The 14,889-nt window shown below is 62.5% G+C and carries 17 protein-coding genes; 8 read left to right on the plus strand and 9 right to left on the minus strand.

Annotated elements, in window-relative coordinates; genetic code table 11:
• Nucleotide 1 precedes the first annotated feature (1 nt).
• From L6D82_RS05615 to L6D82_RS05630, 4 genes are all read right to left on the minus strand, one after another.
• Nucleotides 2-1,000: a hydrolase gene (locus L6D82_RS05615; RefSeq protein ID WP_102716713.1), complete on the minus strand. Its 999-nt coding sequence runs from the start codon at nt 998-1,000 to the stop codon at nt 2-4.
• Nucleotides 1,001-1,063: 63 nt separating this feature from the next.
• A complete protein-coding gene (rsmD, locus tag L6D82_RS05620) occupies nt 1,064-1,672 on the minus strand; it encodes a 16S rRNA (guanine(966)-N(2))-methyltransferase RsmD (RefSeq protein WP_236188301.1) in 609 nt (202 codons plus the stop codon).
• On the minus strand, nt 1,672-3,159 hold the full coding sequence (locus L6D82_RS05625; protein ID WP_085746698.1) for a M16 family metallopeptidase: 1,488 nt from the start codon (nt 3,157-3,159) through the stop codon (nt 1,672-1,674). The genes rsmD and L6D82_RS05625 overlap by 1 nt, the downstream gene beginning before the upstream one ends.
• Nucleotides 3,152-4,507 carry a M16 family metallopeptidase gene (locus tag L6D82_RS05630; RefSeq protein ID WP_102685784.1) on the minus strand — a complete coding sequence of 452 codons (1,356 nt, stop codon included), beginning with the start codon at nt 4,505-4,507 and terminating at the stop codon, nt 3,152-3,154. The genes L6D82_RS05625 and L6D82_RS05630 overlap by 8 nt, the downstream gene beginning before the upstream one ends.
• A 345-nt stretch (nt 4,508-4,852) precedes the next feature.
• On the opposite strand from L6D82_RS05630, the gene ftsY reads away from it, so the two are divergent.
• From ftsY to rpoH, 4 genes are all read left to right on the plus strand, one after another.
• Nucleotides 4,853-6,400, plus strand: a complete 1,548-nt coding sequence (gene ftsY, locus L6D82_RS05635) for a signal recognition particle-docking protein FtsY (RefSeq protein ID WP_236188302.1) — start codon at nt 4,853-4,855, stop codon at nt 6,398-6,400.
• Entirely contained in the window at nt 6,397-7,068 is a 672-nt protein-coding gene (ftsE, locus tag L6D82_RS05640; RefSeq protein WP_007953396.1) for a cell division ATP-binding protein FtsE, read from the plus strand. The genes ftsY and ftsE overlap by 4 nt, the downstream gene beginning before the upstream one ends.
• Complete coding sequence (gene ftsX / locus L6D82_RS05645; RefSeq protein ID WP_085746696.1) at nt 7,065-8,090, plus strand: permease-like cell division protein FtsX; 1,026 nt, start codon at nt 7,065-7,067, stop codon at nt 8,088-8,090. The genes ftsE and ftsX overlap by 4 nt, the downstream gene beginning before the upstream one ends.
• Nucleotides 8,091-8,205: 115 nt before the next feature.
• The gene (gene rpoH / locus L6D82_RS05650; RefSeq protein WP_007953393.1) at nt 8,206-9,060 is read left to right on the plus strand and encodes an RNA polymerase sigma factor RpoH; all 855 of its coding nucleotides are present in this window, start codon (nt 8,206-8,208) and stop codon (nt 9,058-9,060) included.
• A 70-nt stretch (nt 9,061-9,130) separates the two neighbouring features.
• Here rpoH and mtgA read toward each other — a convergent pair whose 3' ends face one another.
• The gene (gene mtgA / locus L6D82_RS05655; protein WP_085611980.1) at nt 9,131-9,853 is read right to left on the minus strand and encodes a monofunctional biosynthetic peptidoglycan transglycosylase; all 723 of its coding nucleotides are present in this window, start codon (nt 9,851-9,853) and stop codon (nt 9,131-9,133) included.
• Nucleotides 9,854-9,927: 74 nt separating this feature from the next.
• Here mtgA and L6D82_RS05660 point away from each other — a divergent pair, with 74 nt between their 5' ends.
• The 4 genes from L6D82_RS05660 to trmB all read left to right on the plus strand — a co-directional run bounded on the left by L6D82_RS05660 (nt 9,928) and on the right by trmB (nt 12,171).
• Entirely contained in the window at nt 9,928-10,308 is a 381-nt protein-coding gene (locus L6D82_RS05660) for a DUF423 domain-containing protein (RefSeq protein ID WP_102685781.1), read from the plus strand.
• Nucleotides 10,309-10,380: 72 nt separating this feature from the next.
• Nucleotides 10,381-10,581, plus strand: coding sequence for a sulfur carrier protein ThiS (thiS, locus tag L6D82_RS05665; protein ID WP_007953386.1), 201 nt, complete (start codon nt 10,381-10,383; stop codon nt 10,579-10,581).
• 60 nt (nt 10,582-10,641) lie between these two features.
• Nucleotides 10,642-11,436, plus strand: coding sequence for a thiazole synthase (locus L6D82_RS05670; RefSeq protein WP_236188304.1), 795 nt, complete (start codon nt 10,642-10,644; stop codon nt 11,434-11,436).
• Between the two features lie 9 nt (nt 11,437-11,445).
• Entirely contained in the window at nt 11,446-12,171 is a 726-nt protein-coding gene (trmB, locus tag L6D82_RS05675; RefSeq protein ID WP_236188310.1) for a tRNA (guanosine(46)-N7)-methyltransferase TrmB, read from the plus strand.
• Between the two features lie 135 nt (nt 12,172-12,306).
• Here trmB and L6D82_RS05680 read toward each other — a convergent pair whose 3' ends face one another.
• The 4 genes from L6D82_RS05680 to L6D82_RS05695 are packed head-to-tail and all read right to left on the minus strand — an operon-like array spanning nt 12,307 to nt 14,879.
• A complete protein-coding gene (locus L6D82_RS05680; protein WP_074690154.1) occupies nt 12,307-12,630 on the minus strand; it encodes a DUF3392 domain-containing protein in 324 nt (107 codons plus the stop codon).
• 19 nt (nt 12,631-12,649) lie between these two features.
• Nucleotides 12,650-13,855, minus strand: coding sequence for a radical SAM family heme chaperone HemW (gene hemW / locus L6D82_RS05685; RefSeq protein ID WP_102685780.1), 1,206 nt, complete (start codon nt 13,853-13,855; stop codon nt 12,650-12,652).
• A complete protein-coding gene (gene rdgB, locus L6D82_RS05690) occupies nt 13,852-14,448 on the minus strand; it encodes an RdgB/HAM1 family non-canonical purine NTP pyrophosphatase (protein WP_011336379.1) in 597 nt (198 codons plus the stop codon). Before rdgB ends, hemW begins: the two co-directional genes overlap by 4 nt.
• Nucleotides 14,445-14,879, minus strand: coding sequence for a DUF4426 domain-containing protein (locus tag L6D82_RS05695; RefSeq protein WP_134022580.1), 435 nt, complete (start codon nt 14,877-14,879; stop codon nt 14,445-14,447). Before L6D82_RS05695 ends, rdgB begins: the two co-directional genes overlap by 4 nt.
• Nucleotides 14,880-14,889: the final 10 nt, after the last annotated feature.

Here is a 14,889-nt window from a genome sequence, read left to right on the forward strand (position 1 = left end):
TTCACCCGCGCCCCGCGTCGGCCAGCCACTGCGGAATCCGTCGCTCCAGGTAATAACCCGGTTGGCGGAGCGTGCCGTCAACAAAGCCGACATGCCCGCCCTTGCTCTGTAATTCGAACTGCGTCGTGGCCGACAGCTCGCTGGCCTGCGGCAGGCTGTGGGGGAACACGAACGGGTCGTCAGCCGCCTGAATGATCAGGGTCGGCGTGCGGATCTCGCCGAGAAAGTAGCGGCTCGATGCGCGGCGATAGTAATCCTCGGCATCGGCGAAACCGTGCAGCGGCGCGGTCACCCGGCCATCGAAATCCCAGAAAGTGCGCATGTTTTCCAGCGAGCCGAGGGCTGCCAGTGCGGCGAGACCATCCTCGCGCCCGTCGTGCTGGAACTGGCGCTGCTTGTTCTTGATGTAGGCGACCATCTCGCGCATGAAGTGCGCCTGATAGACCTTCGAGAAGCCCTGGCCGATACGGTCGGCACATTGATCGAGGCGAAACGGCACCGACACCGCCACCGCGCCGAGCACGCCGCTGGCACTGCCGGTTTCCCCCAGATGCTTGAGCAACACATTGCCGCCGAGGGAATAGCCGACCGCATACAGCGGCGCCAATGGCCGCTTGGCTTTCAGATGGCGGATGGTTTCGGCGAGGTCTTCGCTGGCCCCGGAATGGTAGCTGCGGGGCAACAGATTCGGCTCGCCGGAGCAGCCGCGCCAGTTCAGCGCAACACTGGCCCAGCCTTGCGCGGCGAGGGCTGCCTGGATTCCGGCGACGTAAGGCGAATTGGAAGAACCGGTCAGCCCGTGCAGCACCAGCACTAGAGGCGCGTCGGCGCTGTGCGGGCCGTGCCAGTCGAGGTCGAGGAAGTCGCCGTCGTCCAGCCACAGCCGTTCGCGCTGGCGATCAAGGTGCACGGTTTTACGCCATAGCGGCCCCCACAAGGTTTGCAGGTGTGGATTGCCGAGGCCGAAGGCGGGGATGAACGGTTTAGACGAAGGGGACACGATTGCTCTCGATGCAGCGCAGCGAGCCTCGGCTGAGACTCGCCGCTTTTTCAGGCCGGTCGGTTAACCGGCGATCACTGCCATACGTTGCCACAACGCGTAGTACACCCGCCCGGATTTCTGCTCGCGGTGCAGGCGCCAGTTGCCCGGCAGGCCGAGGGTCGATGGCGTGGTTTCGCTTTCAGTGTAGATCCACGAATCGTCGGCCAGCCATTGGCGCTCTTCCAGCAATGTGCACACCGTCGGCAGCAGGTTCTGGTTGAACGGCGGGTCGAGGAACACCAGGTCGAACGCGGTCGCAGTCTGGGTTTCCAGGTAGCGCAGCGCATCGGCGGTCTGCACGTGACCGTTGGTGCAGCGCAGCGTGCCGAGGTGTTCTTTCAGGCTGGAGACCGCGACGTGGCTGGCATCCAGCGCCTGACCCATGGCCGCGCCACGGGACAGCGCTTCCAGAAACAGCGCGCCGCTGCCGGCGAACGGATCGAGCACCTTGGCCCCGGCAACGTAGGGTGCGAGCCAGTTGAATAGGGTTTCGCGCACCCGGTCTGGCGTCGGGCGCAGACCCGGCGCATCAGGAAAGCTCAGCTTTCGGCTGCGCCATTCGCCGCCGATGATGCGCAACTGGTTCACACCTTTGTGCAGTTTTTGTACAGGTTTCTTTGGACTGGCCATTAATGCTCCGGAACCCCGAGCGGCTGCTCGGCAGGTTTATCAGATGGGGCCGGTAACGGCTTTTGCGGCACGGTCGGGCCAGCGCTGACGATGACCAGTTTGTCCGTGCTCAAGTGTTTGTTCAGGACGTCGCGAACCTGCTCGACTGTCAGGCTCTGGGACTGACGCATGAAGTCATCGAGATAGCTCAGCGGCAGGTTGTAGAAACCCATGGCGCCGAGCTGGCCGACGATATCGGCATTGCTCGCGGTGGACAGCGGGAAGCTGCCGGCCAGTTCGCGCTTGGCGTCGTCGAGTTCTTTCTGGGTCGGGCCGGTCTTGAGGTAGTCGGCGAGCACGTCCTGCACCAGTTTCAGGGTGCCTTCGCTCATTTCCGCGCGGGTCTGCAGGTTGATCATGAACGGGCCGCGAGCCTGCATCGGGCTGAAGGCCGAATACACGCCGTAGGTCAAGCCGCGCTTCTCGCGGACTTCGCTCATCAGCCGGGTGCCGAAACCGCCACCGCCGAGGATCTGGTTGCCCATCGATAGCGCGGCGTAGTCCGGGTCATCACGGTCGATGCCCAGTTGCGCGATCATCAGGTTGGTCTGCTTGGACGGGAACTCGATGTGACCGACGCTGGCCTTCGGTTCCTGCGGCTGGGCGATCTTCGCCAGCGCCGGGCCTTTTGGCAGCGCAGCGGACACCTGATTGGCAATCGCCTCGGCTTCACTGCGGGACAGATCGCCCACCAGCGCGATCACCACGTTGCCGGCCGCATAGGCCTTGGCGTGGAACTCACGCAGTTGCGCCAGCGTGATCTTCGGCACGCTTTGCGCGTTGCCGTCGCTGGAATGGGCGTACGGGTGATCGCCGTACAGGCGCTTCATCAGTTCCAGGCTGGCGAGCTTGCCGGGGTTCTGTTTCTGGTACTCGAAACCGGCGAGCATCTGGTTCTTTATGCGCGCGAAGGAGTCGGCCGGGAAGGTCGGTTTACCCACCACTTCCGAGAACAGCTTCAGCGCTGGCTCGCGTTTGTCGGCAGCACTGAGGCTGCGCAGCGACGCGATGGCCATGTCTTTATAGGCGCCGTTGCCGAAATCAGCACCCAGGCCTTCGAAACCTTGGGCGATGGCGCCGACATCCTTGCCCGCCACACCTTCGTTGAGCATGGCGTTGGTCAGCAGGGCCAGCCCCGGCGCGTTGCCGTCCTGGCTGCTGCCGGCGGAGAAGATCAGGCGCATGTCGAACATCGGCAGTTCGCGGGCTTCGACGAACAGCACCTTGGCGCCTTCGGCGGTGTTCCAGGTCTGCACGTCGAGCTTGCGACTGGCCGGGGCCTTGCCGTCGAGTTCGGCCAGCGATTGCAGCTTCTGGCTGGACTTGGCGTTATCCAGCGCTTCGCTGGCCTTGGTGTTGTCGCTCGGCACCAGATAGAACGCGGCGGAGCCGATGATGGCCACGGCGATCAGGCCGAGCAGCAGGCGTGGGGTTTTGCGCTCACTCATGAGTCGTCTCCAGTGGCAGGACGTGGGCGACGCTGAGACGTTCGCGGGTGAAATACAGCTTGGCGGCGTTCTGGATGTCTTGCGGGGTGACGCTTTCCAGATCGGCCAGTTCGGTGTCCATCAGTTTCCACGACAGACCGACGGTCTCCAGCTGGCCGATGGCAGTGGCCTGGCTGGTGATCGAGTCGCGCTCGAAGACCAGACCGGCGATGACCTGCGCACGCACGCGCTCCAGTTCTTCGGCGGACGGTGCGGTGGTTTTCAGCTGTTCCAGCAGTTTCCACAAGCCGGCTTCCGCCTGGGCCATGGTTTTTTTCTTCTGGGTGTTCGGTGTGGCCGACAGGGTGAACAGGCTGTCGCCGCGGGTGTAGGCGTCGTAGCTCGACGAGCCGCCGGATACCAGCTCTTCACCGCGCTCCAGTTGGGTCGGGATGCGACCGCTGTAGCCGCCGTCCAGCAATGCCGAAATCAGGCGCAAGGCGTTGACCGAACGTTTGTCTTCGGCGGTGGCGATACTCGGGACGTTGAAGCCGAGCATCAGGCTCGGCAGTTGGGTCTGCACGTGCAGGGTGATCTGGCGCTCGCCGGGTTCGGCCAGTTCCAGCGGCGTTTTCGCCGGCGGCACGTCGCGTTTCGGGATCGGCCCGAAGTAGCGCTGGGCGAGGGTCTTCACCTCGTCCGGAGTCACGTCGCCGACCACCACCAGCGTGGCGTTGTTCGGCACGTACCAGGACTGATACCAGTGACGCAGTTCTTCGACCTTCATCCGCTCGAGGTCTGCCATCCAGCCGATGGTCGGCGTGTGATATCCGCTGGCCGGGTAGGCCATGGCCTTGTAGCGCTCGTAGGCCTTGGACATCGGCTTGTCGTCGGTGCGCAGACGGCGCTCTTCCTTGATGACTTCGATTTCCTTGGCGAACTCGTCAGCCGGCAGGCGCAGGTTGGCCATGCGGTCGGCTTCCAGTTCGAAGGCCACGCCCAGACGGTCGCGGGCCAGCACCTGGTAATAAGCAGTGAAGTCGTCGCTGGTGAACGCGTTCTCTTCGGCGCCGAGGTCGCGCAGGATCAGCGAGGCTTCGCCGGGACCGACTTTCTCGCTGCCCTTGAACATCATGTGCTCGAGGGCGTGGGACAGACCGGTCTGGCCCGGGGTTTCGTAGCTGGAACCGACCTTGTACCAGACCTGCGACACCACCACCGGCGCGCGATGGTCTTCGCGCACGACGACCTTCAAGCCGTTGTCGAGGGTGAATTCGTGGGTCGGTTGCGGGTCGGCCGCCAGGGCCGAAAGGGGCAGGCAGACTGTGCTGAGCAGCAGGCCTGCGGCGCGGCGGGCTAGAGCATTCATTCGTTTTTAAACCTGTTGGGCTGCCCGCTTGGTCTTAGCGTCGGCGGGCGAGAGGGTGCTAGGATACTGATCCGTTTTACTGGCGGCCACGCCTATCAGGCCACTGATCGGTCTATAGGTTGTACGGGTTACCGGCAGAAGCTTTGAGTTTCTCAGCTAAACTCTGCGTTTTCGCCGACGATGCCGTTCCAGTCCTTCGTATTTAATGACCTTTGAGGTGCTTTTGGCGCCTCGACAAAATGTTGCGCGTGAACAAGCTGGGTGAAACACAGTCTGTTCTGCATCGAATATTTATTTGCCGGGGCGCCCCTGTGGCGCGTCGCTACCGTGAGATAGCCGTCCTCCATGTTTGGTTCCAACGACGACAAGAAGACCCCAGCTGCGGCTGGCGAGAAGAAAAGCCTGTTCGGATGGCTGCGCAAGAAACCGCAGGAACCCGTCGTCGAACAGCCGACTGCCATTCCTGAGCCAGCCCCCGCGCCCGCTCCCGCAATAGAAGAAGCGCCGGCACCGGTTGTGCTGCCGATCGCCGAGCCGGTGCTGCAACCGGTGGCCGAGGCCGAGCCTGAAGCGCCGGCTGCCGCCGAACTGCCGCTGACCCCGGCCAGCGAACCGTGGCTGAGCTTGCCAGTGGCGGAAGAGCCGGTGGCGCTGGTTGAAGAGGCTGCACCGCACGTTACGCCGCCGATTCCTGCGCCGGTTGCGTTCGCTCCCGAGCCTGTTCAGGCGCCGGTGGTGGAAGCTGCTCCGGTCATTCCAGAACCTGTGGTTGCTGCTCCGGTTGCTCCGATTGTCGAAGCGCCCGAGCCTGCACCTGCACCTGCACCTGCACCTGCACCTGCACCTGCACCTGCACCTGCACCTGCACCTGCACCGGTCGCCGTAGCGCCAGTCGCGCCAGTCGCTCCTGTGGAAATCCAGGTTGAAACCCCGGTCGAGGCCCCGCGCACCGAAGAAACCAAGGCCGGCTTCTTCGCCCGTCTCAAGCAAGGCCTGTCCAAGACCAGTGCCAGCATCGGCGAGGGCATGGCCAGCCTGTTCCTCGGCAAGAAAGCCATCGATGACGATCTGCTCGACGACCTCGAAACCCGCCTGCTGACGGCCGACGTCGGTGTCGAGGCGACTTCGGTGATCATTCAGCGTCTGACCCAGAAGGTCGCACGTAAAGAGCTGGCCGATTCCGACGCCCTGTACAAATCCCTGCAGGCCGAGCTGGCTGCAATGCTCAAACCGGTCGAGCAGCCGCTGAAGATTGCTTCCCAGAACAAGCCGTTCGTAATTCTGGTGGTCGGCGTCAACGGTGCCGGCAAGACCACCACCATCGGCAAACTGGCGAAGAAACTGCAACTGGAAGGCAAGAAAGTCATGCTGGCCGCCGGTGACACCTTCCGTGCCGCGGCTGTCGAGCAGTTGCAGGTCTGGGGCGAGCGCAACAAGATTCCGGTGATTGCCCAGCACACGGGCGCGGATTCGGCTTCAGTGATCTTCGACGCCGTGCAGGCCGCCAAGGCCCGTGGCATCGACGTGCTGATCGCCGACACCGCCGGTCGTCTGCACACCAAAGACAATTTGATGGAAGAACTGAAGAAGGTTCGCCGGGTGATCGGCAAGCTCGACGCCGATGCGCCGCACGAAGTGCTGCTGGTACTCGACGCCGGCACCGGCCAGAACGCCATCAACCAGGCCAAGCAATTCAACCAGACCGTCGAACTGACCGGCCTGGCGCTGACCAAGCTCGACGGCACCGCCAAGGGCGGGGTGATTTTCGCCCTGGCCAAGCAGTTCGGCCTGCCGATCCGCTACATCGGCGTCGGTGAAGGCATCGACGATCTGCGTACCTTTGAAGCCGAACCCTTTGTCCAGGCACTGTTTGCCGAGCGGGAGCGTTCATGATTCGTTTCGAACAGGTCGGTAAGCGCTACCCGAACGGTCACGTCGGCTTGCATGAGCTGAGCTTTCGAGTCCGTCGCGGCGAGTTCCTGTTTGTCACCGGCCACTCCGGTGCCGGTAAATCCACGTTGTTGCGCCTGTTGCTGGCGATGGAGCGTCCGACCAGCGGCAAACTGCTGCTGGCCGGGCAGGACCTGAGCACCATCAGCAATGCGCAGATTCCGTTCCTGCGTCGGCAGATCGGGGTGGTGTTCCAGAACCATCAACTGTTGTTCGATCGCACGGTGTTCAACAACGTCGCGCTGCCGTTGCAGATTCTCGGGCTGTCCAAGGTCGAGATCGCCAAGCGCGTCGACTCGGCGCTGGAGCGCGTGGCGCTGTCGGACAAGGCCGAGCTGTATCCGGGCGACCTGTCCACCGGTCAGCAACAGCGCGTCGGCATTGCCCGGGCCATCGTTCACCGTCCGGCCCTGCTGCTGGCGGACGAACCGACCGGTAACCTCGACCCGCGTCTGGCGGCCGAGATCATGGGCGTGTTCGAAGACATCAACCGTCTGGGCACCAGCGTGCTGATCGCCAGTCACGACCTGGCGCTGATCGCGCGTATGCGCCATCGCATGCTGACCCTGCAACGCGGCCGATTGATCGGCGACGGGGAGGCCGGCGTATGAGTGCAACACGCAGTCCGAAGGTTTCCGAGCGCGTGGCCCCGAAGGCCGCCGATCCGCAACCGCCAAAGAAGAAAAAGCACGACGATGACGACGGCCCGGACTTCGCCACGTTGTTCCGTGCCTGGATCGAAAGCCATCGCGCCAGTTGGATCGACAGCCTGCGCCGTCTCGGCAAGCAGCCGATCGGCAGCTTCTTCACCTGCATGGTGATGGCAGTTGCGCTGAGTCTGCCGATGGGCCTTTCGTTGTTGCTGAACAATGTCGAGCGCCTGGGCGGCTCGTGGCAGCGCGCGGCGCAGATCTCGCTGTACCTGGAGCTCGAGGCCAGTCCGGCTCAGGGCGAAGCGTTACGTGATCAGATCAAAGGCATGCCGGGCGTAGCTGATGCTGAATATGTCGGCCGCGACCAGGCGCTGGAAGAGTTCCAGCAGCAGTCCGGCTTGGGCGAAGCCCTGCGCGAGCTGCCGGAAAACCCGCTGCCGGGCGTGGTACTGGTGACGCCGAACGAGGTCGACAAGTCGACCCTGGAAGCATTAAGACAAAAACTTTCCGAGCTGCCCAAGGTACAACAGGCGCAACTTGATCTAGTCTGGGTCGAGCGTCTGGCCGCCATCCTCAAGCTCGGTGACCGTTTTGTGTTCGGTCTGACGGTGTTGCTGGTTTCTGCATTACTTTTGGTGATAGGCAATACCATTCGTCTTCATATTGAAAACCGCCGCACCGAGATAGAAGTGATTAAACTCGTCGGCGGCACCGACAGCTATGTGCGTCGTCCCTTTCTTTACATGGGCGCGCTGTATGGCTTCGGTGCGGGTCTGCTGTCCTGGGGTGTTTTGGCGTTCGGCCTGAATTGGCTGAACGACGCGGTGGTCGGGCTGGCCGGCTTGTACGGCAGTGATTTCGCACTGGCCGGCGTGCCAGTTGCCGATGGTCTGTCGCTCTTGCTTGGCGCGGTGCTGTTGGGTTATATCGGTGCATGGATTGCAGTCGCACGTCATCTCAGGGAGCTGGCGCCGAAGTAGAATCTTTTTTGCGCGTGATTGACCTTTCAGTGGTTAAGGAAACTTTCATTTGAGTTTCCGGTCAATTTTTCGCAATGCTGAAAAGCATGAGTATGTAAGTCGGAGGTTTTTCCGTATGTCCAATTCTTTGCAACCTGCGTATGCATTGGTTCCAGGCGCAAACCTGGAAGCCTACGTGCACACCGTCAACAGCATTCCATTGCTGACGCCGGAGCAGGAGCGTGAACTGGCCGAGAGTCTCTACTATGAGCAGGATCTGGGGGCGGCTCGGCAGATGGTGCTCGCCCACCTGCGGTTTGTCGTACACATCGCCCGTAGCTATTCCGGCTACGGTCTGGCTCAGGCTGACCTGATCCAGGAAGGTAACGTCGGCCTGATGAAGGCCGTGAAGCGTTTCAACCCGGAAATGGGCGTGCGTCTGGTGTCCTTTGCGGTGCACTGGATCAAGGCCGAGATTCACGAGTTCATCCTGCGCAACTGGCGGATCGTGAAGGTCGCGACCACCAAGGCCCAGCGCAAGCTGTTCTTCAACCTGCGCAGCCAGAAGAAACGTCTGGCCTGGCTGAACAACGAGGAAGTCCACCGTGTGGCGGAAAGCCTCGGCGTCGAGCCGCGTGAAGTGCGTGAGATGGAAAGTCGCCTGACCGGCCATGACATGGCCTTCGACCCGGCTGCGGAAGCGGACGACGACAGTGCTTTCCAGTCGCCGGCCAACTACCTGGAAGACCACCGGTACGACCCGGCTCGTCAACTGGAAGATGCCGACTGGAGTGACAACTCCAATCACAACCTGCACGAAGCGCTGGAAGTGCTGGACGAACGCAGTCGCGACATCCTCTACCAGCGCTGGCTGGCAGAAGAGAAAGCGACGCTGCACGACCTGGCGCAGAAGTACAACGTATCGGCCGAGCGGATCCGTCAGCTCGAGAAGAGCGCGATGAACAAGCTCAAGTTGTCGATTGCCGCATAACCGGCAGTCTGGCAATAAAAAACGCCCCGATCAGTGATGATCGGGGCGTTTTTGTTTGCCTGTCAGGCAGTCATTGGGCCCAGGGCGCGCGGCGCGAATCATTGAGTGTCAACAAATAGCTGTCGCCACCCAGCTGGCTCATTTGCTGGCGAATCCAGCCGGCCCGACGCGACACATAAGCGGTCGGATGACTGGCGCTCCAGACCCGCGGATTCGGCAGCACAGCCGCCAGATAGCTCGCCTGTTGCCGGGACAGCGACCTGGCGCCTACGCCAAAGTGATGCCTTGCCGCCGCTTCGGCACCAAACACGCCGTCATCCCACTCGACGCTGTTCAGGTACACCTCAAGAATCCGCTGCTTGGGCCAGAACACTTCGATCAGTGCAGTAAACCACGCCTCGAGGCCCTTGCGCAGATAACTGCGACCGGACCACAAGAACAGGTTCTTCGACACTTGCTGGCTCAAGGTGCTGGCGCCGCGAATCGAACCGCCGAGTTCGTTGTGGGCCAGTGCGGCCTTGATCGCACTCAGGTCAAAACCCCAGTGCTCGGGGAATTTCTGGTCTTCGCCGGCAATCACCGCGACCTTCAGGTCATCGGAGATCTCGTCCCACGGTTTCCAGGTGCGTTGCAGATCGATCGGCTCGCCGTCGACCCAGGATTCGATCTTGCGCTCGACCATCAGCGCCGTGAACGGTGGCGGCACAAAGCGAAACACCAACACCAGCAATACGCTGCCGCCCGCGAACCAGAGCAGGGCCTTCGTGAAACGACGGAGAAATAAACGCAGCATAGAGATGGCTTGGCCGAACCGGTTGAGCGGGCCATTATACAGACCCTGCCGATCGAGTCTGACTGGAGTTCTACATGCTGCGTAGCTTTCTGATGCTGGCCGCCTTCTTTGGTTTTACCGGCGTCGGCCTCGGCGCATTCGCCGCCCATGGCCTGAAAAACCGCCTGACCCCGGAGTATCTGGCGATCTTCCACACCGGCGTCACCTATCAACTGGTGCACGCGCTGGCGCTGTTCGGCGTGGCGCTGCTGGCGACGCAGCTTCAGGGGCGTCTGGTCGCCTGGGCCGGCATCTCGTTCACCGTCGGTATTCTGCTGTTCTCCGGCAGTCTGTACCTGCTGACCACCCTCGGCATCGGCAAACTCGGCATCATCACCCCGTTCGGCGGCCTGGCGTTCCTGATCGGCTGGCTGTGCCTCGGACTCACCGCCTGGCGCCTGCACCCAACCGCTTGACGCTTGGTGCTGACCTTTAGGTCATGATCGGGCTAGAATGCCACCCCCTAAAAAGTGATGGCGGCGTTGCGCATGCGCATTCAGTTGAACGGTGAATCCTTTGAACTGCCCGACGGTGAAACCGTTGCGGCCCTGCTGACGCGTCTGGATCTGACCGGACGCCGCGTCGCGGTCGAACTCAATCTGGATATCGTCCCGCGCAGCCAGCATGCCGACACCACTTTGAACGACGGCGACAATGTCGAAGTCGTGCACGCGATCGGCGGCGGCTGATCGCCAGGCCTGCATGGGCCGAGAATTCTGCAAGACCCTCACCCCAACAGAGGATTCCCCATGAGCATCGTTCGTAGCGACAAGCCTTTCGTTCTGGCCGGTCGTACTTACCAGTCGCGTTTGCTGGTCGGTACCGGCAAGTACCGTGACATGGAAGAAACCCGCCTGGCCATCGAAGCCTCGGGTGCCGAGATCGTCACCTTCGCCGTGCGCCGCACCAATCTGGGCCAGATCGAAGGCGAGCCGAACCTGCTCGAAGTGCTGTCGCCGGATCGCTACACCTTCCTGCCGAACACCGCCGGTTGCTACGACGCGGTCGAAGCCGTGCGCACCTGCCGCCTGGCCCGTGAGCTGCTCGACGGCCACAATCTGGTGAAGCTGGAAGTGCTGGCCGACCAGAAAACCCTGTTCCCCAACGTGATCGAAACCCTCAAGGCCGCCGAAGTGCTGGTCAAGGGAGGCTTCGACGTGATGGTTTACACCAGTGATGACCCGATCATCGCCCGGCAACTGGCGGAAATCGGCTGCATCGCGGTCATGCCGCTGGCCGGTCTGATCGGTTCGGGCCTGGGGATCTGCAATCCGTACAACCTGCAGATCATCCTCGAAGAAGCCAAGATCCCGGTGCTGGTGGATGCCGGTGTCGGCACCGCTTCCGACGCCACCATCTCGATGGAACTGGGCTGTGACGCCGTGCTGATGAACTCGGCCATCGCCCACGCCCAGCAGCCGATCATGATGGCCGAAGCCATGAAACACGCGATCGTCGCGGGCCGCCTGGCCTACCTCGCCGGCCGCATGCCGAAAAAACTCTATGCCAGCGCCTCTTCGCCGCTGGATGGTCTGATCAAGTAAGAGCTATTGATGACTGAATCGAACGACACGCCAATCCAGACGGAAGAAGGCGACGAGCGCCAACACCGCCGCATCAAGAGTTTCGTGATGCGCGCCGGGCGCATGACCGAAGGCCAGCAGCGCGGCCTGGATCAGGGCGCGCCGAAGTTCGTGCTGCCGCTGGCCGATGCGCCGGTGGATTACGACCAGGTGTTCGGCCGCTCCGCGCCGCGTTCGCTGGAGATCGGTTTCGGCATGGGCCACTCGCTGCTGGAAATGGCCGCCGCTGCGCCGGAACAGGATTTCATCGGTGTCGAAGTTCACCGTCCGGGTGTCGGCGCGCTGCTCAACGGCGTGCTGACTCAGGGCCTGACCAACCTGCGGGTCTACGACTGCGACGCGATCGAAGTGCTCAACCGCTGCATCGCCGGCAACAGCCTCGATCGCCTGATGCTGTTCTTCCCGGATCCGTGGCACAAGAGCCGCCACCACAAGCGCCGCATCGTTCAGGCGTCCTTCGCTGAACTGGTGCGCAGCAAGCTGAAAGTCGGCGGCATTCTGCACATGGCCACCGACTGGGAGCCGTACGCCGAATACATGCTGGAAGTGATGAACGTCGCCCCGGGTTATCGCAACCTCGCCGAAGACGGCAAGTGCGTACCGCGTCCGGCCGAACGCCCGATCACCAAGTTCGAACGCCGCGGCGAACGTCTTGGGCATGGCGTGTGGGATCTGAAGTTCGAAAAACAGTCGTAAGTACTGCGCAGTGATCGTTCCCACGTCGAACCGTCTGCGTGGGAATGCCTCAATGGACGCTCCGCGTCCGCTTCAGGGACGCAGAGCGTCCCGGGCTGCATTCCCACGCGGAGCGTGGGGACGAGCACGTGGAGATCAGCGGCGGTCGGCGACCACGCCAATCAACACCAGCACCACCAACAACACTGGCGCCAGGCTGTAGTTGTTGAACTGGCTCAGCCCCTTCACTACCCACGGCGTCGCGTAGATCAGTGCTGCGCCGCTGCCGATCAGGCAGAGCAGGGCCATCAGCGGCACGCGCAGAGCGCCGGCGATGCTGCCCAGGCGTTGCTCGACCCAGCCTTTGAAGTCAGCGCCGAACAGCACCAGCAGGCAACCCACCAGGGCCAGAGCGATTTCCGAGAGGTTGCTGCGACTCCAGCGGGACACGGTGGCGAGCAGGTCGAGTATCAAATCCATGCGGTTTCCTTAAGAGCGGTCAGCTCAGAAATTTCTGCAGCAAGTCGTTGAGGAACAGTTGTCCGCGCTCGGTGGCCGCCAGACGTGACGGTTCGACCTGCAACAGACCGCTTTGTTCGGCCTCGCGCCGGTGTTCGTCGAGGCTCTCCAGCGGCAGGCCGGTGCGCTCCGGGTACAGGCGCGATTCGACGCCGGCGGTCAGGCGCAGGGCGTTCATCAGGAATTCGAACGGCATCTCGTCGTTGGTCAGGGCTTTCTCGCCGGCCTGGAAGCTTTTGGCCGGGTTGAGGTAGTCCTTCGGCAGGCGCGTCTTCCAGGTGCGCACGATGCGCCCGTCCGGATGGCTGAGCTTGCCGTGGGCGCCGGCGCCGATGCCGATGAAGTCGCCGAAGCTCCAGTAATTGAGGTTATGCCGCGCCGGGCGACCGGGTTGCGCGTAGGCCGAAACTTCGTACTGCGCGTAACCGTGCTCGGCCAGCAGCGCCTGTCCGGCCTCTTGAATGTCCCACAGCGTGTCGTCTTCCGGCAGCACCGGCGGCTGGTTCCAGAACACGGTGTTCGGCTCCAGTGTCAGCTGATACCAGGAAATGTGCGTCGGCTTCAGCTCGATCGCCTGGCGCAGATCGCTCAGGGCATCTTCCAGCGACTGGTCCGGCAAGCCGTGCATCAAGTCGAGGTTGAAGTTATCGAACCCGGCCTGACGCGCCATGCCTGCCGCCCGCACGGCTTCATCGCCATTGTGGATACGGCCGAGAGCCTTGAGCTTTTCCTGCTGGAAGCTCTGGATGCCGATCGACAGGCGATTGATCCCCAGTTTGCGGTAGGCGACGAACTTTTCTTGCTCGAAGGTCCCGGGGTTGGCTTCCAGGGTGATTTCGATATCGTCGGCAAACGGAATGCGTTGTTTCACGCCTTCCAGCAGTCGACCAAGGGCTTCGGCGCTGAACAGGCTCGGCGTGCCGCCGCCAAAGAAGATCGAACTCAACTCACGGCCATACACCGCGTGCAGATCCTGATCGAGGTCTGCCAGCATCGCGTCGACGTACTCCTGCTCCGGCAGCACCGGGCTGGCGGTGTGGGAGTTGAAGTCGCAATAGGGGCATTTGCGCACACACCACGGGATGTGGATGTACAGCGCCAGGGGCGGCAGCGTCGGTAACGGTGCCCGAGGCGAGGAGGCGGCGCCGCCGATAATCAGCGACGACGCGCAGGAGCTATCGGTCATTTCAAGCCCAGACGCTGGCGCAGCAGATCCATTGCACGGGCGCGGTGGCTGATCTGGTTCTTGTCGCTCGGGCTCAGCTCGGCGCTGGACACGTTACGCTCCGGTACCCAGAACAGCGGGTCGTAGCCGAAACCGTGCTCACCGCTGGCGGCGGTCAGGATGCGCCCGTGCCACAGACCTTCGCAGAGGATCGGCAGCGGATCGTCGGCATGACGCACCAGCGCCAGCACGCAGACGAACTGCGCGCCACGCTCGGCTTCCGGCACGTCCTTCAAGGCGTCGAGCAGTTTGGCGTTGTTCGCCGCGTCACCCTTGCCGTCGGCGTAGCGCGCCGAGTAGATGCCCGGCGCACCGCCGAGGAAATCGACCGCCAGGCCCGAATCGTCGGCCAGCGCCGGCAGCCCGGAGATGCGAGCGGCATTGCGCGCCTTGAGGATCGCGTTCTCGACGAACGACAGGCCGGTTTCTTCCGGCTCCACACTGCTGAATTCGCCGATCGAGCGCAGTTGCACCGAATCGCCGAGCATGGCCTGGAGTTCCTTGAGTTTGCCGGCGTTATGGCTGGCCAGTACGAGTTGCTTGAGATTGATCATTGGCCAGGGAAAAGCTCTTGGTTGAAATTGAGGGTGTTGATCTTGTCGCCGGTCTGCACCTTGATTTCAAAGGTGCGGGTTTCCTGCTGCTCCACCGGGTATTGGGCGATGTAGTAGATCGCGCCTTGTTCGGTGATCTGGCGGAAGGTCAGCGGCACGCTCTGGCTGGTCAGGTCTTTGACGGTGCCGGTGACCTGGGCGATCAGCGGTTTGCCGTCCTTGATTACCGAGACATTGATCACGCCCTGGTTCTTGCTGCGGATCAGCTCGGCTGCCTTGGCGATGTCCGGCGTCAGGAAGGTCGAGTTGAAGGTGTTGTAATGCACGGTGACATCACCGAACACTTCCTTGCGTTCGCCCTTGATGGCATCGGCGGCCACGGCCGACAGGCTCAGGAAGGCGGCCAATAGCGCGGTAATCAAGCGTCCCATGTTCGTTCTC

Source organism: Pseudomonas paraglycinae (assembly GCF_021601625.1).
Taxonomy (GTDB): Bacteria; Pseudomonadota; Gammaproteobacteria; order Pseudomonadales; family Pseudomonadaceae; genus Aquipseudomonas; species Aquipseudomonas paraglycinae.

Excerpts from the sequence above, each read along its gene's own strand:
- mtgA (WP_085611980.1), bottom strand. The coding sequence starts at position 9,853 with ATGCTGCGTTTATTTCTCCGTCGTTTCACGAAGGCCCTGCTCTGGTTC.
- hemW (WP_102685780.1), bottom strand. The coding sequence starts at position 13,855 with ATGACCGATAGCTCCTGCGCGTCGTCGCTGATTATCGGCGGCGCCGCC.
- L6D82_RS05660 (WP_102685781.1), top strand. The coding sequence starts at position 9,928 with ATGCTGCGTAGCTTTCTGATGCTGGCCGCCTTCTTTGGTTTTACCGGC.
- L6D82_RS05670 (WP_236188304.1), top strand. The coding sequence starts at position 10,642 with ATGAGCATCGTTCGTAGCGACAAGCCTTTCGTTCTGGCCGGTCGTACT.
- trmB (WP_236188310.1), top strand. The coding sequence starts at position 11,446 with ATGACTGAATCGAACGACACGCCAATCCAGACGGAAGAAGGCGACGAG.
- ftsX (WP_085746696.1), top strand. The coding sequence starts at position 7,065 with ATGAGTGCAACACGCAGTCCGAAGGTTTCCGAGCGCGTGGCCCCGAAG.
- rdgB (WP_011336379.1), bottom strand. The coding sequence starts at position 14,448 with ATGATCAATCTCAAGCAACTCGTACTGGCCAGCCATAACGCCGGCAAA.
- ftsE (WP_007953396.1), top strand. The coding sequence starts at position 6,397 with ATGATTCGTTTCGAACAGGTCGGTAAGCGCTACCCGAACGGTCACGTC.
- rsmD (WP_236188301.1), bottom strand. The coding sequence starts at position 1,672 with ATGGCCAGTCCAAAGAAACCTGTACAAAAACTGCACAAAGGTGTGAAC.
- L6D82_RS05630 (WP_102685784.1), bottom strand. The coding sequence starts at position 4,507 with ATGAATGCTCTAGCCCGCCGCGCCGCAGGCCTGCTGCTCAGCACAGTC.
- rpoH (WP_007953393.1), top strand. The coding sequence starts at position 8,206 with ATGTCCAATTCTTTGCAACCTGCGTATGCATTGGTTCCAGGCGCAAAC.
- thiS (WP_007953386.1), top strand. The coding sequence starts at position 10,381 with ATGCGCATTCAGTTGAACGGTGAATCCTTTGAACTGCCCGACGGTGAA.
- ftsY (WP_236188302.1), top strand. The coding sequence starts at position 4,853 with ATGTTTGGTTCCAACGACGACAAGAAGACCCCAGCTGCGGCTGGCGAG.
- L6D82_RS05695 (WP_134022580.1), bottom strand. The coding sequence starts at position 14,879 with ATGGGACGCTTGATTACCGCGCTATTGGCCGCCTTCCTGAGCCTGTCG.
- L6D82_RS05625 (WP_085746698.1), bottom strand. The coding sequence starts at position 3,159 with ATGAGTGAGCGCAAAACCCCACGCCTGCTGCTCGGCCTGATCGCCGTG.
- L6D82_RS05680 (WP_074690154.1), bottom strand. The coding sequence starts at position 12,630 with ATGGATTTGATACTCGACCTGCTCGCCACCGTGTCCCGCTGGAGTCGC.